This is a genomic window from Amycolatopsis sp. NPDC114505, assembly GCF_055633615.1.
Map to the genome: position 1 here is coordinate 691,775 of NZ_JBVKDV010000001.1, position 21,763 is coordinate 713,537.

Below are 21,763 nucleotides of genomic sequence, written 5' to 3' on the forward strand. Positions count from 1 at the left end.
GTCAACGACTATCGTTCCGGCCATGGAAGCTCCCCGGTTCGGCAGCGCGTTCCTGCTCGCCCAGGTCGGCGCGCACGCGGCGATGCGGTTCACCGAGCGGATCGGCGAGCTGGACCTGACCCCGCCGCAGGTCGGGCTGCTGCGGCTGGTCGCGTCGCGGCCCGGGCAGAGCCAGCAGGCGCTGGCCAAGCAGCTCGGCACGCCGGCGACGCGGCTGGTCCCGCTGGTCGACGGCCTGGAGAAGCGCGGCCTGATCGAGCGTCGCCGCAACGCGGAAGACCGGCGGCTCTACGCGCTGGAGCTGAGCGAAGACGGCCGCGCGCTGATGGGCCGCATCGCCCAGACGGCGGCCTCGCACGAGCGCACCATCACCGCGCCGCTCACCGACGACGAACGCGCGACGCTCCACGAGCTCCTGACGAAGATCGCCGACGACCAGGGCCTCACGCCCGGCGTCCACCCCGGCTACGCGCGTGGCCGGATCAGCTGAACGCCGCCAGCATCCCGGCCACCGACGCGGGCCAGGTGAACTCCTCGGCCCGCGCCCGGGCCGCCGCGCGGCGCAGGTCCTCCGGGCTCTCCAGCAGGTTCGTCACGGCTGTCGCGAACGCGGGCGCGTGGTCGTCGACCGCCGCGCCGCAGCCGGGCCGGACGATCTCCCGCAGCGCCGACGACGCCGACACCACCACCGGCGTCCCGGACGCGAGGGCCTCCAGCGCCGCCAGGCCGAACGTCTCGTGAGGACCGGGCGCCAGGGAGACGTCGGCGCTGGCCAGCAGCCGCGCGACGTCGCCGCGGCCGGACAGGAACCCCAGGAACGTCACCGGCAGCCCGCGTGCCCGGCGTTCCAGCGCCCGCCGGCGAGGCCCGTCGCCCGCCACCACCAGCCGGACCTTCACGCCGGCATCGGTCAGCGAAGCGACCGTGTCGACGCTGCGCTCCACGTGCTTCTCCGGCGAGAGGCGTCCACAGTGGACGAGCAGGGCGTCCGCTCCCCCGGCGAGGCCGGTGCGCCAGCCGTCGTCGCGCATGGCGGGCCGGAACGTCGTCAGGTCGACGCCGAGCGGCACGCGGTGGACGTTCGGCGCGGCGATCCGGTCGAACTCCGCGCGCGCGAACGCCGTCGTGCAGACGACCGTGTCGTAGCTCGCGGCCATCCGGCGGTTCGCGACGTCGGCGACGCGGCGCGCCACCGGCTCGGGCAGCAGGAACTGCTCCAGCAGCCGGTCGAGGCGCTCGTGGGAGATGACCGTGCTCGGGACGCCGTGCCGCCGCGCCCAGCCGCCCATCCCCCGCAGCGTCAGCCGGTCCGACACCTCCAGCCGGTCGGGTTCGAGTCTTCGCAGGACCGAGCGGACGCGGTGCGGGTCGACGGCGCGGTAGCCGCCCGTACCCGGGATTTTCAGCGCCGGCAGGGAAAAGCGGCGCACGCCGGTCGGCAGGACCTCGTCGGCGTACCGCGTGCCGGGTACCACCAGCGTGACCTCGTGCCCGCTCGCGACGTACCCGGCGCCGAGGTGGTGCAGCGCCGTACGCAGCCCGCCCGAGCGCGGCCCGTAGAAGTTCGCGAGCTGGACGATGTGCATGTCAGGCCGCGCGGGCGGCCCGGCCCTGCACGGCTTCGTAGTGGCCCATCAGCTCGCGGCAGACGGCGGGCCAGGTGCGGCCCAGCACGACCTTGCGGGCCTTCTCGCCGAGCCTCGCCCGCAGCGCGGGGTCGCGCAGGGCGTCGACCTTCTCGACGAGCGCCGGGCCGAACAGCTCGCGGTCCGCGGGCAGCAGGTAGCCGGTGCGGCCGGGCAGGACGAGGTCCTTCGGGCCGCCCGCGTCCGGCGCGAGCACCGGCAGGCCGGACGCCATCGCCTCCTGCACCGCCTGGCAGAACGTCTCGTGCGGGCCTGTGTGGACGAAGACGTCGAAGCTCGCGTACGCCTTCGAGAGCTCTTCGCCGTACTTCGCACCGAGGAAGGCCGCGCCGGGCAGCTGTTCCCTGAGGTTTTCGAGCTCGGGTCCGTCGCCGACGACGACCAGGCGGATCCCCGGCACGTCGGCGAGCGCGGCCAGCCGGTCGACCTCTTTTTCCGGCGCCAGCCTGCCGACGAACCCGATGAGCAGCTCGCCGTTCGGCGCCAGCTCGGCCCGCAGCGCCGGGTCGGCGTGCTGCGGGGAGAACCGTTCGATGTCGACGCCCCGCGCCCAGCGGTGCACGCGCGGGACGCCGTGCAGCTCCAGCTGCTCGACCGCGTCACTCGACGGCGCGAGCGTCCGGTCGGCCCGCGAGTGAAGCCGCCGCACCCAGCGCCACGCGGCGCGCGCGGCGATGCCGAAGCCGTACGCGGCGGCGAACCCGGCGATGTCGGTCTGGTAGACGGCGATCGACGGGACGCGCAGCCGTCGCGCGGCGGCCAGCCCGCGCGCGCCGACCACGAACGGCGAGGCCAGGTGGACGACGTCCGGGCCGAACGCGGCGAGCGCGTTGAGCACCGTGCGCGTCGGCACGCCGATCGGCAGGGAGTTGACCCCGGGGAAGTCCAGCGCGGGAATCCGGACGACCGGAGCGCCGCGGTAGGAGTCCGGGCCGGGGCCGGGGGCGATGATCAGCACGTCGTGGGCGCGTTCGCGCAGGTGCTCGACGACCCGCAGGACGGAGTTGGTCACGCCGTTCACCTGGGGCAGGAAACTTTCGGTGACTATGGCGACTCGCACGTCTTGGACGATCGCACCCGATCCTGGCGGCGGCGTGACACTGCGGCCAACGCTGCCGGAACAGATCGGCCACGACATGTCATCTCAAGGTCGTGTCCCGGAAACCAGGGTGACCCAGACTAAGCAGGCATGACCCTCTTGTCCTCCCGGCCGCCGCGGCCCGTCGAGCCCGGCCTGCTGTCGAGGGCGCTCGAAGTGGCCGGACGGCTGGCCAACGACGCCACCGACGTGATCACCGCGACCGCCGGCCGAGGCGCCCACCCGTCGACGCTGGATTCGCCGTTCGACTGGGTCACCGACACCGACCGGATCCTGGAGCGGCACACCCGCCGCGTCCTGACGGCGGAGTTCCCGGGCATCCCGGTGGTCGGCCACGAGTTCGGCGCGGACCACGGCGCGGACGTAGCGGAGTACCGCTGGGTGGTCGACTCGGTGGACGGCACGGCAAACTACGTGGCGGGGGTCCCGTGGTGCGCGTACAGCCTGGCACTGGTCGACGCGGCGGGCCCGGTGGTGGGAGTGGTGGCAGACCCATACCGAGCCCAGATCTACGCGGCGGCGCGCGGACGAGGGGCCCGCGCGAACGGCAAGCCGGTCAAGCTGGTGGACCGCTGCGTAACGGCGGGAGCGCTGGTCTGCACGGAGTTCGCCCGCCAGGGCCCATGGCCGGGAATGGGCGGCTTCATCGAGCGAGCGGCAGCGGCCCACACAGGAGTAAGGGTGCTGGGCTCAGCAGCGCTGTCGATCGCCCAGGTGGCTTTGGGTCACGCGGCAGCAGCGGTACTGCACAGCTACCACGAGTGGGACGTAGCGGGCTCGGTGGCAATGGCAATCGAGGCAGGAGCGGTGGTACTGGACAAACACGGCGACGACACGGCCCTGCCGACGGACGGGTTGTTGGTGGCGGCCCCGGGAGTGGCGGACGAGGTACTGGGCTGGTGGCAGGAGACGGCCGGACCAGGCTGAGCGGGTCGGCCCCGCACAAGAGGCGAGCGAAGCGGGCAACAGGCCCGCCCTAGACCTCCCCCGCCCCTCGTCCCAGCCGCAGTCAGCACCGGAGACCCGGGGTCAAGGGTGAGCGAAGCGAATCGCGAAGCGACGCCGAAGGCGCCCTTGAGGCCGGGTATCCGGTGTTGAACAATGGAGGACGAGGAGCGGGAGACAAACAAATCGGGTTGCGCCAGCTGTGAGAACCGCCCCATGCCGACCCTCCAAACCCAGCGGCTCACCCTCCTCCCTCTGACCGACGAGCACCTGGAACTCGAGTACGAGCTCGACTCCGACCCCGAGGTCATGCGCTACATCACCGGCCGCGCCGCGCCGCGACCCGAGCCGAGGTCGAGCAGGCGCACATCCGCAGAAAAAACGTAGCTCCCGGATTCGGCTTCTGGATGGGCTTCACGGGCGAAGAATTCATCGGCTGGTGGATCCTGCGCCCCCCACACGGCCCGGACCAGCCGGACATCGAGGGCGAAGCCGAGCTCGGCTACCGACTCCTGCAAAAACACTGGCGCAGGGGCTACGCAAGCGAAGGCTCACGCGAACTGATCCGCTACGGCTTCGAAGACCTACACCTCGACCGCATCTTCGCCCAGACGATGGCGGTCAACACCGGATCCCGCGCAACGATGACCTCGGCAGGATTGACCTTCGCCAGGGCCTTCACCTCAGCCGCGGACTACGAAGACCCCATCGAAGGATCCGAACAGGGCGAAGTCGAGTACGACATCACACGGGAACGGTGGCACGCTTGTTCAGCCGCCGGATCCACCACAGCACCGGCCCCGCCACCAGCCACGTGAAGAACACAAAACTCCCCAGCGGCAGCAGCGTCAAAGCCGCCGACCGACCCGCAACCCGCGCCAGCTCCGGATCGGAAGCGTCGTACTCGATGCGGACCAGCTGTCCCGCGGCCAGGCCGTCCGGATAGAGGACCCCGTTCGCCGGGCTGTGAACAATCCCATCCGGGGTCTCGAAGTGGATGATCGTGCGGTCGAACGCCACCGAGTCCACCGTCGCGTTCGCCGTGCCGAGCTGGGCGGAGATCGCGCCGTCGTTCCGGATCGCCGCGAACAGGAGGCACACGCACATGATGGTGAGGAGCGAGGCGACGCCGAGGGTGGTCCACCACCCGACGCGCCTCACCCGCTCACCTCTCGTGCTCACGCGGCGAGCGTAGCGGTCTCGCTCAGTGCGTGTGTTCCGCGGCGAGATTCCGGTGGTTCGCCTGGATCTGGTCGTACGACTTCGGCTTCGCAGCTGTGTGAGAAGCCGAAGCCGACGTGAACGCGGCCGGCGAGGCGCCGTTCGGGCCCACCGCCGGCTTGCCCGCCGTGTACAGCCACGTCTGGAACAGGTCGTACAGCGGCTTGCCCGAAACCTTCTCGGCCAGCGCGATGAACTCCTGGATCCGCCCGTGCGACCCGCCCTTCTGGACCTGCCACGTCTGCAGGATCTTGAAGAACGCTTCGTCACCGACGGCCGTCCGCAGCGCCTGCAGCGTCAGCGCGCCGCGGTCGTACACGGCGTTGTCGAACTGGTTGTCCGCGCCCGGGTCGGCCGGGACGAGCTTCCACAGGTCGCCGTCGGCCGGGTTGGAGTCGTACGTGTACTGCGCGAGCTCGGCGACCGAGCCCTCGCCCTCGTGCTCCGACCAGAGCCACTCGGCGTAGGACGCGAAGCCCTCGTTCAGCCAGATGTCGCTCCAGCGGCCGAGCGAGACGTTGTCGCCGAACCACTGGTGGGCGTTCTCGTGCGCGATCAGCGTCGTGTTGGAGCCCGCGCGGAAGTTGCGCGCGCCGTAGGTCGGCCGGGTCTGGTTCTCCAGCGAGAACGTGATGCCGCTGGTCACGACGCCGCCCTCGGCCTCGAACGGGTACGGCCCGAACTGCGTCGCCAGGAACGCGTCGATCTCGGGCGTGCGCTCGACGCTGGCCTTCGCCGCGTACAGCGAGTCGCCGAGGTCGGAGCCGTACGCCGTGATGAACGGCTTGCCGTCCGGGGTCGTCGACTGGTTCAGCTCGTACTTGCCGACGATGAACGACGTCAGGTACGTGGCCTGCGGCTTCGTGCTGCGCCACTGCCAGCGGGTCCAGCCGGCGCGTTGCTTCGTGGTGCGGACGAGCGTGCCGTTGGTGACGGCAACGTTGTCATCCGGGGCCTCGATGGTGACGTCGTAGGTCGCCTTGTCGGTCGGGTGGTCGTTGGCCGGGAACCACCACGCGGAGCTCTGCGGCTCGTCGACGCCGAGCGCGCCGAACGACCCCTTCTTCCACGCGTTGAGGCCGTCGACGGTCTCGGTCGACGGCGTGTCCGAGTAGGCGACGACGACGGTCGCGGTCTGGCCCTTGAGCAGCGGCTGCGCCGGGGTGACGACGAGCTCGCCGTTGCCGTTCTGGTTGGCGAACTGGGCGGGCCGGTTGTTGACCAGCACGCTCGACGCCTTCAGCGCGAAGTCCAGGTCGAACCGCGAAAGGTCCTGCGTGGCGGTGAGCAGCAGCGTGGTCGTGCCGGCGAGGACGTCGGTCGCGGGCTGGTAGGTCAGGCGGATGTCGTAGTGCAGCACGTCCGTCCCGCCGTTGCCGGCGTTCGGGTAGTACGAGTCACCGACGCCCGGAGCACCGGGTGTCGGGGCCGCACTGGCGGTACCGGCGAGCAGCACCGAGGCGACCCCGGCCGCGAGCACACCGAGGCCGGTGCGAGTTCTTGCACGCATTCGAATCCCTCCAACGGGTGAGGATCAGCGCGCTCGAACGTAGCCAGCCAAGAGGGTGCCAGGTACCGGCGAAGGAAGGTTCTTACCTCCTGGGACCCGGCTCGGAAACCGGTTGACTCAGGCCGCGGAGACGGCCGAGCTGACCGCCGCGCGCAGGCGGCCGTGCAGGTCCCGGTGCCGTGACCGGTCCACCCGGACCTCCACCACCCGCAGTCCCGGCGCCGGGCGCAGGGCCGCGCGGAACTCCGTCAGCGTCTCCGCCACCACGTGCGGCACCCGGTAGCCCGCGCACAACGCGCCCAGGTCCGCGCCGTGCGGCGTGCCGAACACCCGCTCGAAGCTCGCCGCGTGCTCCGGCGCGCCCTGCTCCAGCAGCGAAAAGATGCCGCCGCCGTCGTCGTTGCACACCACGATCGTCAGGTCCGGGCGCTGCTCCGCCGGGCCCGTCAGCAGGCCGGACGCGTCGTGCAGGAACGTCAGGTCGCCCAGGAGTGCGTACGACGGCCCGCGGTGGACGTACGCCGCGCCGATCGCCGTCGAGACCGTTCCGTCGATGCCCGCCACCCCGCGGTTGCGGTGCACCAGGACATCCGCGCGCAGCCGGCCGGCCAGCGCCACGTCCCGCGTCGGGTTGGACGAGCCCACCACCAGCAGCGAGTCCGGCGGCAGCGCGTCCACCAGCTCGGACGCCACCCGCAGCCCCGAGGGCCACGCCTCCGCGTCCAGCACCGCCGAGACCGCCGACGACGCTGCCGCGTCCGCCCGGCGCCAGCTCGCCAGCCACTCCGGGTCGGCCGGCTTGGTCGGCTCGTCGAACCACTGCCCGACCTGCCGGACGTTGTGCGCGGGCGCCGGCCAGTCCGAGTCCGGGCGGACCAGCAGGACCTCGACCGACGGGTCCGAGATCACCTTCTGGATCTGCCGGAACACCGTCGGGCGGCCGAGGCAGAGCACCTGCTCCGGCTTGTGCTTCGCGATGAACTCCTCGACGCCCAGCAGCCACGCGCCGGACGAGATCGCCGTGCCGCCGGACAGGCCCAGCCCGCCGGTCTCCGACACGACCGGCCAGCCGTGCTGCTCGGCCCACTCGCTGGCCGCCTGGACGCCGGTGTCGCACGCGATGACCAGGCCGTGGCGCGCCGAGGGCACCACGAACGACGGCAGCGCGCCGAAGTCCGGCAGCTCGGTCCACCGGGAGCCGTCGGGACGGCCGTCCAGCGACTCGTACCACTCCCCGTCGTCGTCCAGGTCGGGCACGAGCGGCTCGCGGAACGGGATGTTCAGGTGCACCGGCCCGCAGCGCCATTCGCCGTAAGCCGCGTTCCAGGCCCGGCAGATCTGGCTGCGCCAGTACGAGTTCTGGCCGGCCCGCCGCTCGGCCACGGCCAGCTCGTCGAAGTAGCGGATCGCGTTGCCGTAGAGGTGGTGCTGGTCGATGACCTGCGACGCGCCGGCCGCGCGCAGCTCCGGCGGCCGGTCGGCGGTCAGGACGATCAGCGGGACGCCGGCGCGGTCGGCCTCGAGGACCGCCGGGTGGAAGTTCGCGGCCGCGGTACCGGACGTGCAGAGCACGGCCACCGGGCGGCCGGTGCGGGCGGCGACGCCCAGCGCCAGGAAGGCGGCGCCGCGCTCGTCGATGCGGACGTGGAGCTGGAGCTTCCCGGCCGCCGCCGCGTCGTACAGCGCGATCGACAGCGGCGCGTTGCGGGAGCCCGGGCAGAGGACGACGTGCGAAACGGTGTTGCGGACGAGCTCGTCGACGATGACCCTGGCCTGCGCGGTGGAAGGGTTCACCGGCAGGCGCCCGACAGATCAGAAGTGTCCACAGGTCCTATTCTCCCAAACGTGGATGACGCCCGAGTTTCCGAGCTGTTCGACCCCGCCGCGTGGACCGAGGTCGAAGGTTTCGCCTTCACCGACATCACCTACCACCGTTCCGCTGAGAACCGCGGCGGCAAACGCGTGGTGCGCATCGCGTTCGACCGTCCGGAGGTCCGCAACGCCTTCCGGCCGCACACCGTCGACGAGCTCTACCGGGCGCTCGACCACGCCCGGATGAGCTCGGACGTCGGCTGCGTCCTGCTCACCGGCAACGGCCCCTCGCCCAAGGACGGCGGGTGGGCGTTCTGCTCCGGTGGTGACCAGCGTATTCGCGGACGCTCCGGGTATCAGTACGCCAGCGGCGAGACCTCCGACACGGTGGACCCGGCGCGGGCCGGCCGGCTGCACATCCTCGAGGTCCAGCGGCTGATCCGGTTCCTCCCGAAACCGGTGATCGCGGTCGTGCCGGGCTGGGCCGCCGGCGGCGGGCACTCCCTGCACGTCGTGTGCGATCTCACCCTCGCCTCGGCCGAGCACGCGAAGTTCAAGCAGACCGACGCCGACGTCGGCTCGTTCGACGGTGGCTACGGCTCGGCCTACCTGGCGAAGATGGTCGGCCAGAAGTTCGCCCGGGAGATCTTCTTCCTCGGCCGCGAGTACTCCGCCGAGCAGATGCACGAGATGGGCGCGGTGAACGCCGTCGTGCCGCACGCGGATCTCGAAAAAGAGGCCCTGACCTGGGCGTGGGAGATCACCCGCAAGTCGCCGACGGCGCAGCGGATGCTCAAGTACGCGTTCAACCTCACCGACGACGGCATGGTCGGCCAGCAGCTGTTCGCCGGCGAGACCACCCGGCTGGCGTACATGCAGGACGAAGCCGTCGAAGGCCGTGACGCCTTCCTGCAGAAGCGCGACCCCGACTTCAAGGACGTCCCCTATTACTACTGAGCTGCTCCCGGTCCACCTCGACGGCTCTCCCGAGGCGCTCGAAGCGCTGAAGAGAGCCGTCGCCGACGCGCTCGGCGGCGGCCCGGCCGTGCTGCCGTTCACCGACCCCGCGCTGCGCGACGCGATGACGCCGGCCGAGCCCGCCGAGCCGGACACGGCCGTGGTCATCGCCACGTCGGGCTCGACCGGCGCACCCAAGGGCGTGTTGCTCTCGGCCCGCGCGCTGACCGCGTCCGCCGAGGCCACGCACGTGCGGCTCGGCGGCCCCGGCCACTGGCTGCTGGCCACCCCGGCGCACTACATCGGCGGCCTGCAGGTGCTGGTCCGGTCGTTGCTGGCCGGCACCGAGCCCGTCTTCCTGACCGGCGCCGGCTTCCGGCCGGACGACTTCGCGGCCGCGGCGGCGAAGCTGACGGGCGGGCCGCGCTACACGGCGCTGGTGCCGACCCAGCTGGTCCGGCTGCTCGACGACGGCGGCGCCGGGCTGGCCGCGGCGAAGGCGTTCGACGCGATCGTGGTCGGCGCGGCGGCGACGTCGGCGGCCCTGCGCGAGCGCGCGGCCGACGCCGGCGTCCGGATCGTGCCCGCCTACGGCATGAGCGAGACGGCGAGCGGCTGCGTCTACGACGGCTTCCCACTCGACGGGGTCCGCGTCGACGTCACCGGGGACCGCATCCGCATCGCGGGCGACGTCCTCGCGCACGGCTACCGCGGACGGCCCGACCTGACCGCGGAGTCGTTCGACGGCGGCTGGTTCACGACGTCCGACCGTGGGGTTCGTCACGACGACGGCCGCGTCGAGGTCCTCGGCCGCGCCGACGACATGATCAACACCGGTGGTGTGAAGGTGTCCGCGAACGCGATCGAGCGGGTGCTCGGCGCGCGGCCGGGCGTGCGGGACGCGTGCGTCGTCGGGCTGCCGGACGCGGAGTGGGGCGAGGCCGTCGTGGCGCTGGTCGTCCCGGATGGTGAACCTCCCGAAGCGGACGAACTGCGCGCCGCCGTCCGGGCCGAACTGGGCGCGCCGGCCACGCCGAAATGCGTCGAATACGCCGCTGAGCTGCCCCTTCGCGGGCCGGGCAAGATCGACCGCGCGGCGGTGAAAGCGCGACTTCTGTCGGGTTTGAGCGGCTGAATGGCGGCACTTCGTTGACATGTACGGCGTGCACCCGCTTGGCTACTCACCATGACGCGCTGGATCAGAATCGCCTTGGCAGGCACGGCGGTCACGCTGGGGCTCCTGCTCCCCGCGGGCGCCGCGCTGGCCGACCCGCCCGCCGCGGATCCCAACAGCGGCACGCTCACCTGGCAGTTGCCGACCACGGACTGACCGCCGCCCGCTGATCCACATGGCGTTGAATGACGCCATGGCGAGTGTGAGCGAGTGGATCGAGGGGGCCCGGCCCCGGACGCTGCCGAACGCGGTGGCGCCGGTGGTGGCGGGCGTCGGCGCGGCGGTCGCGCTGGACGCGTTTTCGTGGTGGCGCTCGGCCCTCGCGCTGCTGGTCGCCCTCTCGCTGATCGTCGGCGTCAACTACGCCAACGACTACTCCGACGGCATCCGCGGCACCGACGAGAACCGCGTCGGGCCGTTGCGGCTGGTCGGTTCCGGGGTCGCCGCGCCGAAGGCCGTGCTGACGGCGGCGCTGGCCGCGCTGGGCCTGGCCGGGGTGCTCGGCCTGCTGCTGGTCGTGCTCAGCGGGCACTGGTGGCTGCTCGCCATGGGCGGCGTCTGCATCCTCGGCGCGTGGTTCTACACGGGCGGCAAGAAGCCTTACGGCTACTACGGTTTCGGCGAGATCGCGGTGTTCGTGTTCTTCGGCCTGGCCGGCGTCCTGGGCACGGTGTACGTCCAGGCCGGCCGGGTCAGCTGGGCGGCGCTGGCGGGCGCGGTCGCCGTCGGCTGCTTCTCGACGGCGGTCCTGACGGCCAACAACCTGCGTGACATCCCGACCGACATCGAGTCCGGCAAGCGCACCCTGGCGACCCGGCTGGGCGACCAGGGCACGCGCCGCCTGTACCTGACGCTGCTCGCGGTGCCGTACGTGCTGAGCGTCGCGGTCGGCGTCTTCCACCCGCTGCTGCTGATCACCCTCCTGACGGCGCCGATGCTGCTGAAGTCCGTCCGCGCGGTCGGCGACGGCGCGCACGGGCGCGAGCTGATCCCGGCCCTGCGCGACACCGGCCTGGCGATGCTCGCCTGGGCGGTCCTGGCGGCGGTCGCGCTGAGCTTCTAGACCTCGATCAGCCGCAGGTCGTGGGCGGCGACGAGGGCCGCGGTGCGCGAGTGCACCCGCAGCTTGCGGAACAGCGCGCCCTGCAGGTTCTCCACCGTCCGCGCCGAGATCCCGAGCTCCGACGCCGTCTGCCGGGTCGTGTGGCCGGAGCCGATGGCCGCCAGGATCTCGCGCTCCCGCCGCGTCAGCGACAACGGGTACGGCCCCGGCAGCTCGACCGGCGCGCCGACCAGGCCGAGCCGGACGGCGTGGGCGACCGCGTGCGCTTGGCTGTGGACGTCGAGCTTCGCGAAGATCTGCTGCTTGTGGTTCTCGACGGTCCGCGGGCTGATCCCCAGCACCACCGCGACCTGCCGCGGGGTGTGGCCGGCGCCGATCAGGCGCAGCACCTGCCGCTCCCGCGTGGTCAGTGCCGGCGTCCGCGCCGGCGCGCCCGTCTCCTTGATGACGTCGAGCAGGACCCGCAGCCCGCTCCCGTACGGCACCACGGCGGTCGTGCCCGCGGTGCCGGATCCGCCGTCGCCCAAGCCGACGAGGCGGACCGGCGCGGGCAGGGGACCGGAATCCCCCGCGTCGGCTTCGAAGACGGCGACGTCCGGCGTCCGGCCCTCGCAGACTTCGGCGAGCCGGGTCCGCGACGGCACGGTCCCCACGACGGAAACGCCGGGGACGCGCGCCAGGTTCTCCGCGAGCAGCTCACGGAACAGGCGGTTGCCGTGCTGCACCACGACGCGTACGGCAGGCTTCGTCGCCATGCCCCACCTCGATCCGGTCGGCTCCCCTCGCGAATCGCCCGTTCGACAGTTTCGCACACCCGCTCACGGAAGGGTCTGGACCAAATGGGGGCTCTGTGGGATCAGGTCAGCTCGGCGAGCGGGAACGCGCGGTGCCGCCGCGGGGGAACCAGGTAGTTCTGCCGCCGGGTCGCCGTGATGAAACGTTCCAGGCCGTGGTCCTCCTCCTCGAGGTCGAATTCGTCCAGCAGATCCACGGAAGCCTGGCTGCGCCGGAGATCCGCGAAGAAGTCGGCGCTCGGGAAGAACCCGGAGAACTGCAGCTTCGGCGTGTTCCGGCCGCCGCGGACGTCCATCGCGTCGAAGCCGGGACCGTCGATCCGCAGGTGGATCGGGCGTCCTTCGGCGGTCCGGCCGGTGCGGTGCAGCTGCGAGACGTGCCCGATCCGGGCGAACCGCTCGGCGCTCGTGCGCGCGTAGTCGCGGCCGTTGAACAGGTTCCGCAGCACCGCGCCGCGCATGCCGAGGCTGCGCGGGCCGCCGCCGTCGAGGAACGGGTCGGCCGGGTCCTCGGGCACCTGTGCCGGTGACTGGAACATGTACTGCAGCCGCTCGCCGAAGTTCTCGCGGTGGTCGACGTCCTCTTCGGGGTCGCGGCCGTCCACGTAGAACTGCTGGAGGTCGAGAAGGACGTGCGAAAGGTGTTGCACCGCACCGTTGTCGAAGTACCCGCCGGGTTGCGCGTTCGTCAGCCGGATCCCGTGGCCGCCGGCGAAGGTGACGTCCTGCGGCGGCGCGCTCGCGTCCACCTGCTGGTCGGCGAACCCCATCCACATCGGGGAGAACGGGTTGACGAAGGACGCGAACGGCAGCCGGTTGGCGTCGGCGAGGTAGCGCGGCAGGCCCATCTGCACGAACATCGCGCGCGACGACGTGATCGTCATCCCCGCGTCGAACCGCGGCGACGCGATCGGGCGCCCGACGAGCCGTCCGCTGCCACCCAGCCACGCGACGACGTCGGCCAAGTAGCTCCAGTCGTCGCCGCGGACGGTGAACAGGACGTCGTTGTTCTCCAGCACGAGCGGCACGGTGAACTCGGGCCGCCGCAGTTCGAGCGCGTGCGCGCCGGGCGCGACGTCCGTGGGGCCCGCGACGGCCCGCTTCAGCACCGGCTGGTTCCCGGCGAGCGTGCGCGGCATGTTCGCGTTCACCAAGGCCGCGGGGAAGCGCGCGAAGTAGGTGTCGCTGTAGGCGACGTGCGTGAAGATGCCGCCGGGCGCGTACGGGTAGTTGCCTTCGATGGTGCGCAACGCGGCTTCCATCCGGCCGGCGTCCGCTTTGGACGGTGCCCGGCTCAGCCGCGCGGTGACGAACGTCGTGTGGATCGGCGGCATCCCGACCGGGACGCCGTCCAGCGTCTGCGCGGGCGGCATGAACGGGCCGAGGTCGAACTGGACGTCGGGGAAGGCGGCGTCGCCGTCCGCCCAGGCCATCCGCACCGGCACCCTGGCGAAGCCGGAGACCAGCTCGAGCGTGCCGAGCGCGGCCATCGCGCCGGCGACGACGCCGGTGCGGCGCAGGGCGGTCCGGCGGTCGACCGGCCGGGACCGGATCGGGACGATGCTGACCCCCGCGTCACCGCCGGAGCGGTGGGCGAGCGGGCACTTCGACACGGGACGTTCGGGGACAGCGGACACGGCGACCTCCGGGGACCCGCCGCCCCTCGTCGGCGCCCGGCCACGGTAGATCTTCGCGCGCGCCCGCCACCATGACGAAAAGAACCTAGGTATGCGGGGAAAACCCTAGGTACTCGAACGTCCACAATGGATCAGGACTCGGGGACGAACTTCCCCGTCGTCAGGAACTCCTCGAACAACGCCGTGTGCGGCGCCAGGTCCAGACCTTGCTCTGCGACCCACTCGTCGTTGTAGTACGTGTGCGCGTACCGCTCGCCGCCGTCGCACAGCAGCGTCACGACGCTGCCCGCCTGGCCGTCTTCGACCATGCGCGAGATGAGCCGGAACGCGCCGTAGAGGTTCGTGCCCGTCGAGCCGCCCGCCCAGTGCCCGGTGCGCTCGCGCAGCAGCCGGATGGCCGCCAGGGAGCCCGCGTCGGGGACCTGAAACATCTCGTCGATGACGCCGGGCACGAACGACGGCTCGCAGCGCGGCCGGCCGATCCCCTCGATCCGCGACGGCATGCCGGTCGCGTAGTCGAGCGCCCCGGTCTCCCAGGCGCCGAAGAACGACGAGTTCTCCGGATCGACGACGCAGATCTTCGTCGTGTGGCGCTTGTAGCGGACGTACCGGCCGAAGGTCGCGCTCGTGCCGCCGGTGCCCGCGCCGACCACGATCCACGCCGGCACCGGGTGGCGCTCCGAGCGCATCTGCGCGAAGACCGACTCGGCGATGTTGTTGTTGCCGCGCCAGTCCGTCGCGCGCTCGGCGTAGGTGAACTGGTCGAGGTAGTGCCCGCCGCACTCGGCCGCGAGCCGCTCGGCCTCGGGGTACATCGCCGGCGCCTGGTCGACGTAGTGGCACTCACCGCCGTAGAACTCGATGAGCGCGATCTTCTCCTTCGACGTGCGCCGCGGCACGACGGTGATGAAGCGCAGGCCGAGCATGCGGGCGAAGTAGGCCTCGGACACCGCGGTCGAGCCGCTGGAGGCCTCGACGAGCACGGTGTCCGGCCCGATCTGGCCGTTGACGAGCCCGTACAGGAACAGCGACCGCGCGAGGCGATGCTTCAGCGAGCCGGTCGGGTGGACGGACTCGTCCTTGAGGTACAGGTCGATGCCCCACTCCGGGGGCAGCGGGAAGACGTGCAGGTGGGTGTCGGCGCTGCGGTTCGCGTCGGCCTCGATGATCCGGACGGCCTCGCGGACCCAGCTGCGGGCGTGCAGGCGGCTCATTCGGAGTGGCCGGAGACGTCACCGCGCAGCTGCGCCCGCAGGTCGGCACGGGCCCGGGCGCGCTTCTCGTTGCGCTTGGCCAGGCCGGCCGTGACGCGGGCGTTCAGCGGGCGGAACAGCAGGAGGCCCAGGGGCAGCCCGACGACCAGGCCGACGACCAGCGCGACCAGCAGCGGCACGCCGGCCAGGGACAGCACCCACGCGATCGCCGCGACCAGCACGAACCGCGCCAGCAGGTACAGCGTCAGGTCACGGGCCAGATTGTTGCTCACACCAAGGCAGGCTACGCGCCGCCCGCCCGGTCGCGCTGCAGGCCCGCGTTGTTCGGGCGGCCCTCGAAGCGCGTCGAGAGCACGACGGTCGTGTTCGTCCGCCCGACGCCGGGGATGCGGCGGAGGCGGCCGAGCGTCCGCTCCAGCTCGTCGACGGTCGAGACGCGCACCTTGACGACGAAGGCCTCGTCGCCCGCCACCGCGTAGCAGCTCTCGACCTCGTCGAGCTCGGCGAGCGCATCGGCGACGTCGTCTTCGGTCGCGGTGTCGGTCGGATGGATGCTGACGAGGGCGGTGACGCCGAGGCCGACCGAGCTCGGGTCGACGACCGCGTGGTAGCCGGTGATCACCCCGGCGGCTTCCAGCTTGCCCACCCGCTCGTGCACTGACGACGCGGAGAGCCCGACAGCTCGCCCGAGGTCCGCATAAGTGGCCCGTCCGTTGATACGCAACGCCGCGATGATCTTCCGGTCCAACTGATCCACGGCATCACTCTATGCGGTTGGACAATCCCCCATTGGCACCACGCCTCGCGGCCGATGACCGGGCCGGATGACATCCGAGCACGTCAGGTCACCGGAAAATTAGTTGCACAACGTAAGCAAACTGTCCGTTTTGACCTTTAAGGGCTCTTTACTCTTGGACAACCGTTCGAGTACCCGACGGGTGAAGTGCAACGATTGCCGTGTTGGCTACCCCGGCGGAACGGGCCAGAAGGGCCCGGACGCCTCCGGTATAGCAGTGAGGTCGTTAAGGAGGCGGAAAATGACCGCGACGATGGGCGGACGACTGCTCACCCCTGGTGAGGTGGCAGCACTGTTCCGAGTGGACCCCAAGACGGTCACCCGGTGGGCGACGGCGGGCCGGATCGGCTCGATCCGGACCCCGGGCGGGCACCGGCGGTTCCGGGAGTCCGAGGTGAACGAGCTCCTCGCGGAGCTGACCACGGACGCCAGCGAACCGGCCCGCAAGGCCTGATCCATCTCGAGCGCCGGGCCGTGTCGGGTACGGGGGACTTTCCCCGCCCCGCGCGGCCCTTCGTGGTTTCGGAGTGCCACGCGGGTGAGGAGCCCGCTCCGCTCGCGCTTGGGTAAAGAACCCGCGCTCCCAGCCCGCATCCCGGGTGCAAGAAGCAGCCGGCGGGCTTTCTCGCGAACCGTCCGCGTCCCGGATCCGTGTTCACGTCAAGGGGAACCGTCCCCACCCCGCTCGGCCCTTCGTGTTCCGGTTGTCACCCCGTCCGACGGGGTTCGGGCCGAAACCGGCTCGACGGGTTAACCTCGGGGGACCCACACGGAAGGATCCGGCATGCTCGCTCTGCTCGCGGCGGTCGGCGCGCTGGTCGTCGCCCTGCTCCTGTGGCGGTCGTTCGCCGGTCAGCGGATCGGGGTCACGTCGCCTCCGCGCCGCGCCCCGATCGCCCCGGATGACGACCCCGACTTCCTGCGCCAGCTGTCCGAACAGCAACGCAAGCGCCGGGACGAAGACGGCTGAGCCCTACCGGTAGCCCTGCGAGAGCGGGGTCGCGAAGCCGTCGGCCACCGTCGCGGCCAGGTCCAGCAGGGCCAGGCGGGTGTCGCCGGACAAGCGGTCCAGCTCGATCTCCGCGCCCTCTTCCAGGTGCGGGTCGAACGGCACCTGGCACACCGCCCGGACCTTCGCCCCGAAGTGGGCCGACAGCTTGTCGAGGTCGACCGACCCGCCCTTGGGGCGGACCGAGTTGATCACCGCCACCGACCGCTTCACCAGCTCGCCGTAGCCGTGGGCCTCGAGCCAGTCGAGCGTCGCCGAGGCGCTGCGGGCGCCGTCCACCGAACCGGACGACACCACGACCAGCGCGTCCGCGACGTCCAGGACGCCCTTCATCGCCGAGTGCATCAGTCCGGTGCCGCAGTCGGTGAGCACGATGTTGTAGAAGTGCTCGAGCAGGTTGACCGTGCGCCGGTAGTCGTCCTCGGAGAAGGCCTCCGAGACGGCCGGATCCTGCTCGCTCGCGAGGATTTCCAGCCGGCTGGACCCCTGGGACGTGTACGACCGCACGTCGCTGTAGCGCGTGATGCGGGCCGCGTCGCGCAGGAGGTGGCGGACCGTCGCCGTCGTCTCCAGCGGGAGCTTCTGCGACAGCGTGCCGCGGTCCGGGTTCGCGTCCACCGCCACCACGCGGTCACCGCGCAGCGAGGCGAACGTCGCGCCCAGCGTCGTCGTCACCGTCGTCTTGCCGACGCCGCCCTTGAGCGACAGCATCGCGATCTTGTAGCACCCGCGCAGCGGCTGGTTGACCCGCGCGATCAGATCGCGGCGCTGCGTGTCCGCCGGGCTCTCGCCGGGGTTGATCAGCTTGCCGGAGCCGACGTAGACGGCCTTGCGCCAGCCCGACTGCGGAGGCCGCTTGATCTGCTTGACCAGGTGCGCGGTCGACAGGTCGTGGCCGTGACCCGGCTGCTGCGGCGGCGCCGCGTGCCGGCCGCCCTGGGGCTGCGGGAGCCCCGAAGGCTGGCCCTGAGGCTGCTGGGGGTACTGGGCCTGCGCCTGCGCGTACTGCGGCTGCAGCGGCGGGAGGTTCTGGTCGTAGCCGTACTGGGCCTGGGGCACCTGGTGCGGGCCCGACACGGCCGGGTTCGGCACCTGGTGCGGCCCGGACACCGCCGGGTTGGGCGGCGGCGCGACGGCCTGCGTCGGCTGCACGTCGAACGCCCCGGACGTCTCGGGGTGCGGGTGCGAGTCCGTCCGGTCTTCGGCGAACAGGCTCGGTTCAGCCGCCGCCGCGGGCTGCTGTTCGGCCTGTTCGGGGTGGCCAGGAGCCGATTCTTCGCTGGGTCCGGTCACCGGTGTAAACCTCCGCGCACTCCGCCCGACATCATTCCCCCTGGCGACGACGGTAGTCGGCGATCCCGCGGTCTGCTCAGCCCACCCCGGCGTACGAGTGCAAGCCCGCCGTGACGAGGTTCACGAAGAACAGGTTGAAGATCATCGCGGCGAACCCGACGATGTTGATCGCCGCGGCCCGGGCCCCGCGCCAGCCGGCGGTCGCCCGCGAGTGCAGGTAGGCCGCGTAGATGACCCAGGCGATGAACGCGACGGTCTCCTTGGGGTCCCAGCCCCAGAAGCGGCCCCAGGCCGACTCGGCCCAGACCGCGCCGCAGAGGACGCCGAAGGTGAAGACCGGGAAGGCGAAGATGGTCGTCCGGTAGGCGATCCGGTCGAGGACGTCGGCCGCGGGCAGCTTCGAGGCGAACCGGGCGAACTTCGTCTCGTCCTTTTCGTAGGCCGCGCGGAACAGGTAGAGCACGCTGGCGACGCCGGGAACGAGGAACACGCCGGAGCCGATGATGGCCGCCGAGACGTGGATGACCAGCCAGTACGACTGCAGCGCGGGCTGGACCGGCGCCGCGGTCGTGTACAGCAGCGTGCCGTTGATGAACATCAGGATCACGACGGGCAGCAGCAGGAAGCCGGTGAGGTGCCGGACCGGGAACTTCCACATCACGACGATCCAGGTGACCACCGTGATGAAGGTGACCGCCATGCCGTACTCGTACATGTTGCCCCACGGCGCGCGGTGCACGGCGAGCCCGCGCAGCACGATCGCCGACAGCTGCAGCAGCGCGCCGAGCACGAGCAGCGACGCGCCCATCTTGCCGATCCGCTCGGGCCGCCCGGCGTGGCGCTGCGCGGCCTGGACCTCCTCGATCGGCGGCCCGCCGGCGCCGACGAGCTCGCGCGCCCGCAGCTTGGCCCGCTCGGTGGCGAGCCTGCCCTTCGCGCCGAAGCCCTGCTCGACCAGCGTCATCATCAGCGCGACGACGTAGATCGCGGCGGCGGTGGTGTACAGCCAGTCGCTGTACTGCGACAGCGTCTCGTTGATCGGCATGCCTCAGCCCTTCTGACCACTGATCAGGCGCTCGCTGATCCGGTGGAACTCTTCGCCGTACCCCGCCTGGTCGGTGCGGGCCAGCCCGGCGACCTCGATCACGGTACCCGGGTCGTTCTCGGTCCCCGGCTTCACCCGCACCCACAGCCGACGGCGCTTGACCAGCAGGGACGCGCCGAGGCCGAGGAACATCGAGATGGCGAAACCGAGCACGAAGCCCTGCGTCGGGTCGTGGGAAACCTGCAGGGAGACCCAGTGGTTGACGCCGTCGAAGCGGACCTTCGTGCCGTCGTCGAGCTTGATCTCCTGGCCGACCTTCATGTTCTCGCGGGCGATCTTCTTCAGCCTGCCGTCGTCCACGAGCGACTGGTCGATCTCGAACACCGACTGGCCGCGCCCGGCGTCCAGACCGAGGTCGCCGCGCATGATGTCGACGGCGACCGAGGGGTCGTCCAGCTCCGGCGCCGACGACGTCAGGACGTTGCCGTGCAGGAACGCCGTCGGCGCGAACAGGCCGGTGATGGCGAGCTGGCGGGTCCGCCGCTGCACCTCGTCGGTGACGCCGGGCTGGTCGAACTTCGTCGCGCCCTCGGCGAGCATCGTGGTCGGGTCGACCGTGCGCCACTGGGTGTTCTGGGTGCGCTTGTCGCCGTTGGGGAAGGTCACCGTGAACTGCGGCGAGTAGCCCTGGCCCAGCAGGTAGACGCGGTCACCGGCGGTCCGCAGCGGCGAGTTGACCTCGAGCCCGTACGGGCGCCAGGTGTTCGTGTCGAGGTCCGGCCCGGACTGGTACTGGATGTTCGCGTGGTAGTACTCCGGCTCGCCCGCCGGGGTGTACCGCACGGTGAAGTCGTTGACCTTCACGCAGAACGGGTCGAGGTCGGTGCCGTCGACGCGCAGGCCCGCGTTGAAGGAGTCGTAGTTGTAGATGCCGGAGTTGCAGAAGCTGTCGCCGTCGGCCTGGACGATGACCTGGCCCTCGTAGCCGTAGAGCTTGCCCAGCGCGAAGAACACGATCAGGCCGAGCATGCTGAAGTGGAAGACGAGGTTGCCGGTCTCGCGCAGGAACCCGCGCTCGGCGGAGATCGTGCGGACGCCGTCGGCCTCTTCGCGCTCGACGCGGCGCCAGCCGGACAGCTGCTTGTGGACGGCCGCGACCTCGGCGGAGACGTCGGACTTGCCGCGGCCGAGCCGGTAGTGCGGCATCCGCGCGAGGTTGCGCGGGGTCAGCACCGGCTTGGCGCGCATCGCCTTGACGTAGTCGAAGCTGCGCGGGGCCAGGCAGCCCACCAGCGAGATCATCAGCAGCAGGTAGACGGCCGAAAACCAGATGCTGGAGTAGACGTCGTAGAACTCGAGCTTGTCGAGCAGGGTGCCCCACCAGCCGTGGGCGGCGATGTACTCGTCGACCTTGGGGGCGTTGAGCTTCCGCTGCGGCAGGAGCGCGCCCGGCAGCGCGGCCAGCGCGAGCAGGAACAGCAGGACGAGCGCGGTGCGCATCGACGTCAGGCCGCGCCAGGTGTTGCGCAGGAAGGCGAACGTGCGCTTGGCGGGCGTGGGGCCTTGCGGGGTCTTGGGGGGTGCCTCCGTGGTCGTCACAGCGGCAGCTCCAGGTTGCCGGCGAGCTCGTTGCGCAGCCAGCCCATCAGGTCTCCCCACACGCCGGTGACCAGCAGGATGCCGACGATCATCAGCATCGCGCCACCGAAGATCTGCACCTGGCGGCCGTGCCGGCGCACCCAGTCGGTGGCGCGCACGGCCCAGCGGGCGCCGAGCGCGATGAGCAGGAACGGCACCCCGAGGCCGAGGCAGTAGACGGCGATCAGCAGGTAGCCGCGGGCCTCGGCGCCGCCGGTCGCGCTGGCCAGGGTGGTGACGGCGGACAGCGTCGGGCCGATGCAGGGCGTCCAGCCGAGGCCGAAGATCGCACCCAGCAGCGGAGCGCCCCAGATGCCACCGCCGGGGACGCGGTGCGAGCGGACCTCGCGCTGCAGGCCGGGGATCCAGCCGAGGAAGACGAGCGCCATGGCGATGGTCAGGACGCCGCCGATGCGCTGGAGGAGGTCCTGGTTGAGGGTGAGGGTGTCGGCCAGCCAGACGAGCGTGCCCAGCGTGGCGACGAAGACGACGGTGAACCCGAGCACGAAGAGCAGGGCGGCCCCGAGGACGGCCCACCGGCCTTTCTTGCGCTCCTCATCACCGCTGACGGCGGGAGCATCGGCCCCGACGAGCGCGGCGAGGTACGCGAGGTACCCCGGCACGAGCGGCACGACGCACGGCGAGGCGAACGAGATCGTCCCGGCCAGCAGCGCGACGCCCGCGGCGAGCAGCAGCGGTCCGGAGATCGCCAGCTCGGTCACGGAGTTCACGGCATTGAGGGTAGGCAGTGAGGTCCTGGTGAGAACTCCGGGGCCGGTTCACAGGACCTCGGTCACAGCAGTTCAGGACCTTCGTCCCGCTCGTCCGGACCACCCCGAAGCCCCGATTGTGACTACGGACGGCAGCACCGCGTCAAGGCGGGAAAGATGCCTTGACCCGGCACTCCCGT

The 21,763-nt window shown here is 71.4% G+C and carries 24 protein-coding genes; 10 read left to right on the forward strand and 14 right to left on the reverse strand.

Annotated elements, in window-relative coordinates:
- Window positions 1–22: 22 nt before the first annotated feature.
- Window positions 23–490 (forward strand): MarR family winged helix-turn-helix transcriptional regulator, encoded by a 468-nt coding sequence (locus ACZ7OU_RS03455; protein ID WP_470254097.1) that lies wholly within the window; start codon window positions 23–25, stop codon window positions 488–490.
- Here the strand turns inward: ACZ7OU_RS03455 and ACZ7OU_RS03460 are convergent.
- The gene (locus tag ACZ7OU_RS03460) at window positions 483–1,586 is read right to left on the reverse strand and encodes a glycosyltransferase family 4 protein (protein WP_470254098.1); all 1,104 of its coding nucleotides are present in this window, start codon (window positions 1,584–1,586) and stop codon (window positions 483–485) included. The genes ACZ7OU_RS03455 and ACZ7OU_RS03460 overlap by 8 nt on opposite strands.
- Before the next feature lies 1 nt (window position 1,587).
- Window positions 1,588–2,658 carry a glycosyltransferase family 4 protein gene (locus tag ACZ7OU_RS03465; protein ID WP_470239627.1) on the reverse strand — a complete coding sequence of 357 codons (1,071 nt, stop codon included), beginning with the start codon at window positions 2,656–2,658 and terminating at the stop codon, window positions 1,588–1,590.
- A gap of 177 nt (window positions 2,659–2,835) precedes the next feature.
- Between ACZ7OU_RS03465 and ACZ7OU_RS03470 the strand changes: the two genes are divergently transcribed.
- The 3 genes from ACZ7OU_RS03470 (at window position 2,836) to ACZ7OU_RS03480 (ending at window position 4,508) form a co-directional block, all read left to right on the forward strand.
- Complete coding sequence (locus tag ACZ7OU_RS03470) at window positions 2,836–3,672, forward strand: inositol monophosphatase family protein (RefSeq protein WP_470254099.1); 837 nt, start codon at window positions 2,836–2,838, stop codon at window positions 3,670–3,672.
- Between the two features lie 234 nt (window positions 3,673–3,906).
- On the forward strand, window positions 3,907–4,077 hold the full coding sequence (locus ACZ7OU_RS03475) for a GNAT family N-acetyltransferase (RefSeq protein ID WP_470254100.1): 171 nt from the start codon (window positions 3,907–3,909) through the stop codon (window positions 4,075–4,077).
- On the forward strand, window positions 4,059–4,508 hold the full coding sequence (locus tag ACZ7OU_RS03480) for a GNAT family N-acetyltransferase (RefSeq protein WP_470255875.1): 450 nt from the start codon (window positions 4,059–4,061) through the stop codon (window positions 4,506–4,508). Before ACZ7OU_RS03475 ends, ACZ7OU_RS03480 begins: the two co-directional genes overlap by 19 nt.
- Here the strand turns inward: ACZ7OU_RS03480 and ACZ7OU_RS03485 are convergent.
- From ACZ7OU_RS03485 to menD, 3 genes are all read right to left on the reverse strand, one after another.
- The gene (locus ACZ7OU_RS03485; protein ID WP_470239630.1) at window positions 4,435–4,872 is read right to left on the reverse strand and encodes a DUF3592 domain-containing protein; all 438 of its coding nucleotides are present in this window, start codon (window positions 4,870–4,872) and stop codon (window positions 4,435–4,437) included. The genes ACZ7OU_RS03480 and ACZ7OU_RS03485 overlap by 74 nt on opposite strands.
- Window positions 4,873–4,894: 22 nt before the next feature.
- Window positions 4,895–6,421, reverse strand: a complete 1,527-nt coding sequence (locus tag ACZ7OU_RS03490) for a M1 family metallopeptidase (RefSeq protein WP_470254101.1) — start codon at window positions 6,419–6,421, stop codon at window positions 4,895–4,897.
- Window positions 6,422–6,538: 117 nt separating this feature from the next.
- Window positions 6,539–8,215 (reverse strand): 2-succinyl-5-enolpyruvyl-6-hydroxy-3-cyclohexene-1-carboxylic-acid synthase, encoded by a 1,677-nt coding sequence (gene menD, locus ACZ7OU_RS03495; RefSeq protein ID WP_470254102.1) that lies wholly within the window; start codon window positions 8,213–8,215, stop codon window positions 6,539–6,541.
- A 51-nt stretch (window positions 8,216–8,266) separates the two neighbouring features.
- On the opposite strand from menD, the gene ACZ7OU_RS03500 reads away from it, so the two are divergent.
- Genes ACZ7OU_RS03500 through ACZ7OU_RS03515 form a run of 4 tightly spaced genes read left to right on the forward strand, consistent with a single transcriptional unit; the run spans window position 8,267 to window position 11,427 of the window.
- Window positions 8,267–9,190 carry a 1,4-dihydroxy-2-naphthoyl-CoA synthase gene (locus tag ACZ7OU_RS03500; RefSeq protein ID WP_470239633.1) on the forward strand — a complete coding sequence of 308 codons (924 nt, stop codon included), beginning with the start codon at window positions 8,267–8,269 and terminating at the stop codon, window positions 9,188–9,190.
- Window position 9,191: 1 nt separating this feature from the next.
- A complete protein-coding gene (menE, locus tag ACZ7OU_RS03505; RefSeq protein ID WP_470255876.1) occupies window positions 9,192–10,325 on the forward strand; it encodes an o-succinylbenzoate--CoA ligase in 1,134 nt (377 codons plus the stop codon).
- Window positions 10,326–10,376: 51 nt separating this feature from the next.
- Entirely contained in the window at window positions 10,377–10,520 is a 144-nt protein-coding gene (locus ACZ7OU_RS03510; protein ID WP_360472184.1) for a hypothetical protein, read from the forward strand.
- A 37-nt stretch (window positions 10,521–10,557) separates the two neighbouring features.
- Window positions 10,558–11,427 carry a 1,4-dihydroxy-2-naphthoate polyprenyltransferase gene (locus ACZ7OU_RS03515; protein ID WP_470254103.1) on the forward strand — a complete coding sequence of 290 codons (870 nt, stop codon included), beginning with the start codon at window positions 10,558–10,560 and terminating at the stop codon, window positions 11,425–11,427.
- Here the strand turns inward: ACZ7OU_RS03515 and ACZ7OU_RS03520 are convergent.
- From ACZ7OU_RS03520 to ACZ7OU_RS03540, 5 genes are all read right to left on the reverse strand, one after another.
- Window positions 11,424–12,182: a response regulator transcription factor gene (locus ACZ7OU_RS03520; protein ID WP_470239635.1), complete on the reverse strand. Its 759-nt coding sequence runs from the start codon at window positions 12,180–12,182 to the stop codon at window positions 11,424–11,426. The two genes, ACZ7OU_RS03515 and ACZ7OU_RS03520, sit on opposite strands and share 4 nt — an antisense overlap.
- A gap of 101 nt (window positions 12,183–12,283) precedes the next feature.
- The gene (locus tag ACZ7OU_RS03525) at window positions 12,284–13,858 is read right to left on the reverse strand and encodes a DUF7405 family protein (RefSeq protein WP_470254104.1); all 1,575 of its coding nucleotides are present in this window, start codon (window positions 13,856–13,858) and stop codon (window positions 12,284–12,286) included.
- Window positions 13,859–13,989: 131 nt separating this feature from the next.
- Entirely contained in the window at window positions 13,990–15,072 is a 1,083-nt protein-coding gene (gene cds1 / locus ACZ7OU_RS03530; RefSeq protein ID WP_470254105.1) for an L-cysteine desulfhydrase Cds1, read from the reverse strand.
- Window positions 15,069–15,344: a DUF4229 domain-containing protein gene (locus ACZ7OU_RS03535; protein WP_470239638.1), complete on the reverse strand. Its 276-nt coding sequence runs from the start codon at window positions 15,342–15,344 to the stop codon at window positions 15,069–15,071. Before ACZ7OU_RS03535 ends, cds1 begins: the two co-directional genes overlap by 4 nt.
- An 11-nt stretch (window positions 15,345–15,355) precedes the next feature.
- Complete coding sequence (locus ACZ7OU_RS03540; RefSeq protein WP_364370594.1) at window positions 15,356–15,829, reverse strand: Lrp/AsnC family transcriptional regulator; 474 nt, start codon at window positions 15,827–15,829, stop codon at window positions 15,356–15,358.
- 280 nt (window positions 15,830–16,109) lie between these two features.
- Between ACZ7OU_RS03540 and ACZ7OU_RS03545 the strand changes: the two genes are divergently transcribed.
- Window positions 16,110–16,322, forward strand: a complete 213-nt coding sequence (locus tag ACZ7OU_RS03545; RefSeq protein WP_072474890.1) for a BldC family transcriptional regulator — start codon at window positions 16,110–16,112, stop codon at window positions 16,320–16,322.
- Between the two features lie 330 nt (window positions 16,323–16,652).
- Window positions 16,653–16,838, forward strand: a complete 186-nt coding sequence (locus ACZ7OU_RS03550; RefSeq protein ID WP_470239639.1) for a hypothetical protein — start codon at window positions 16,653–16,655, stop codon at window positions 16,836–16,838.
- Window positions 16,839–16,841: 3 nt separating this feature from the next.
- Here ACZ7OU_RS03550 and ACZ7OU_RS03555 read toward each other — a convergent pair whose 3' ends face one another.
- The 4 genes from ACZ7OU_RS03555 to ACZ7OU_RS03570 form a co-directional block, all read right to left on the reverse strand.
- A complete protein-coding gene (locus ACZ7OU_RS03555; RefSeq protein WP_470254106.1) occupies window positions 16,842–18,170 on the reverse strand; it encodes a MinD/ParA family ATP-binding protein in 1,329 nt (442 codons plus the stop codon).
- Window positions 18,171–18,246: 76 nt separating this feature from the next.
- Window positions 18,247–19,215, reverse strand: a complete 969-nt coding sequence (gene ccsB / locus ACZ7OU_RS03560; RefSeq protein ID WP_470254107.1) for a c-type cytochrome biogenesis protein CcsB — start codon at window positions 19,213–19,215, stop codon at window positions 18,247–18,249.
- Window positions 19,216–19,218: 3 nt separating this feature from the next.
- A complete protein-coding gene (gene resB / locus ACZ7OU_RS03565) occupies window positions 19,219–20,814 on the reverse strand; it encodes a cytochrome c biogenesis protein ResB (protein ID WP_470254108.1) in 1,596 nt (531 codons plus the stop codon).
- The gene (locus tag ACZ7OU_RS03570) at window positions 20,811–21,584 is read right to left on the reverse strand and encodes a cytochrome c biogenesis CcdA family protein (protein ID WP_470254109.1); all 774 of its coding nucleotides are present in this window, start codon (window positions 21,582–21,584) and stop codon (window positions 20,811–20,813) included. Before ACZ7OU_RS03570 ends, resB begins: the two co-directional genes overlap by 4 nt.
- Window positions 21,585–21,763: the final 179 nt, after the last annotated feature.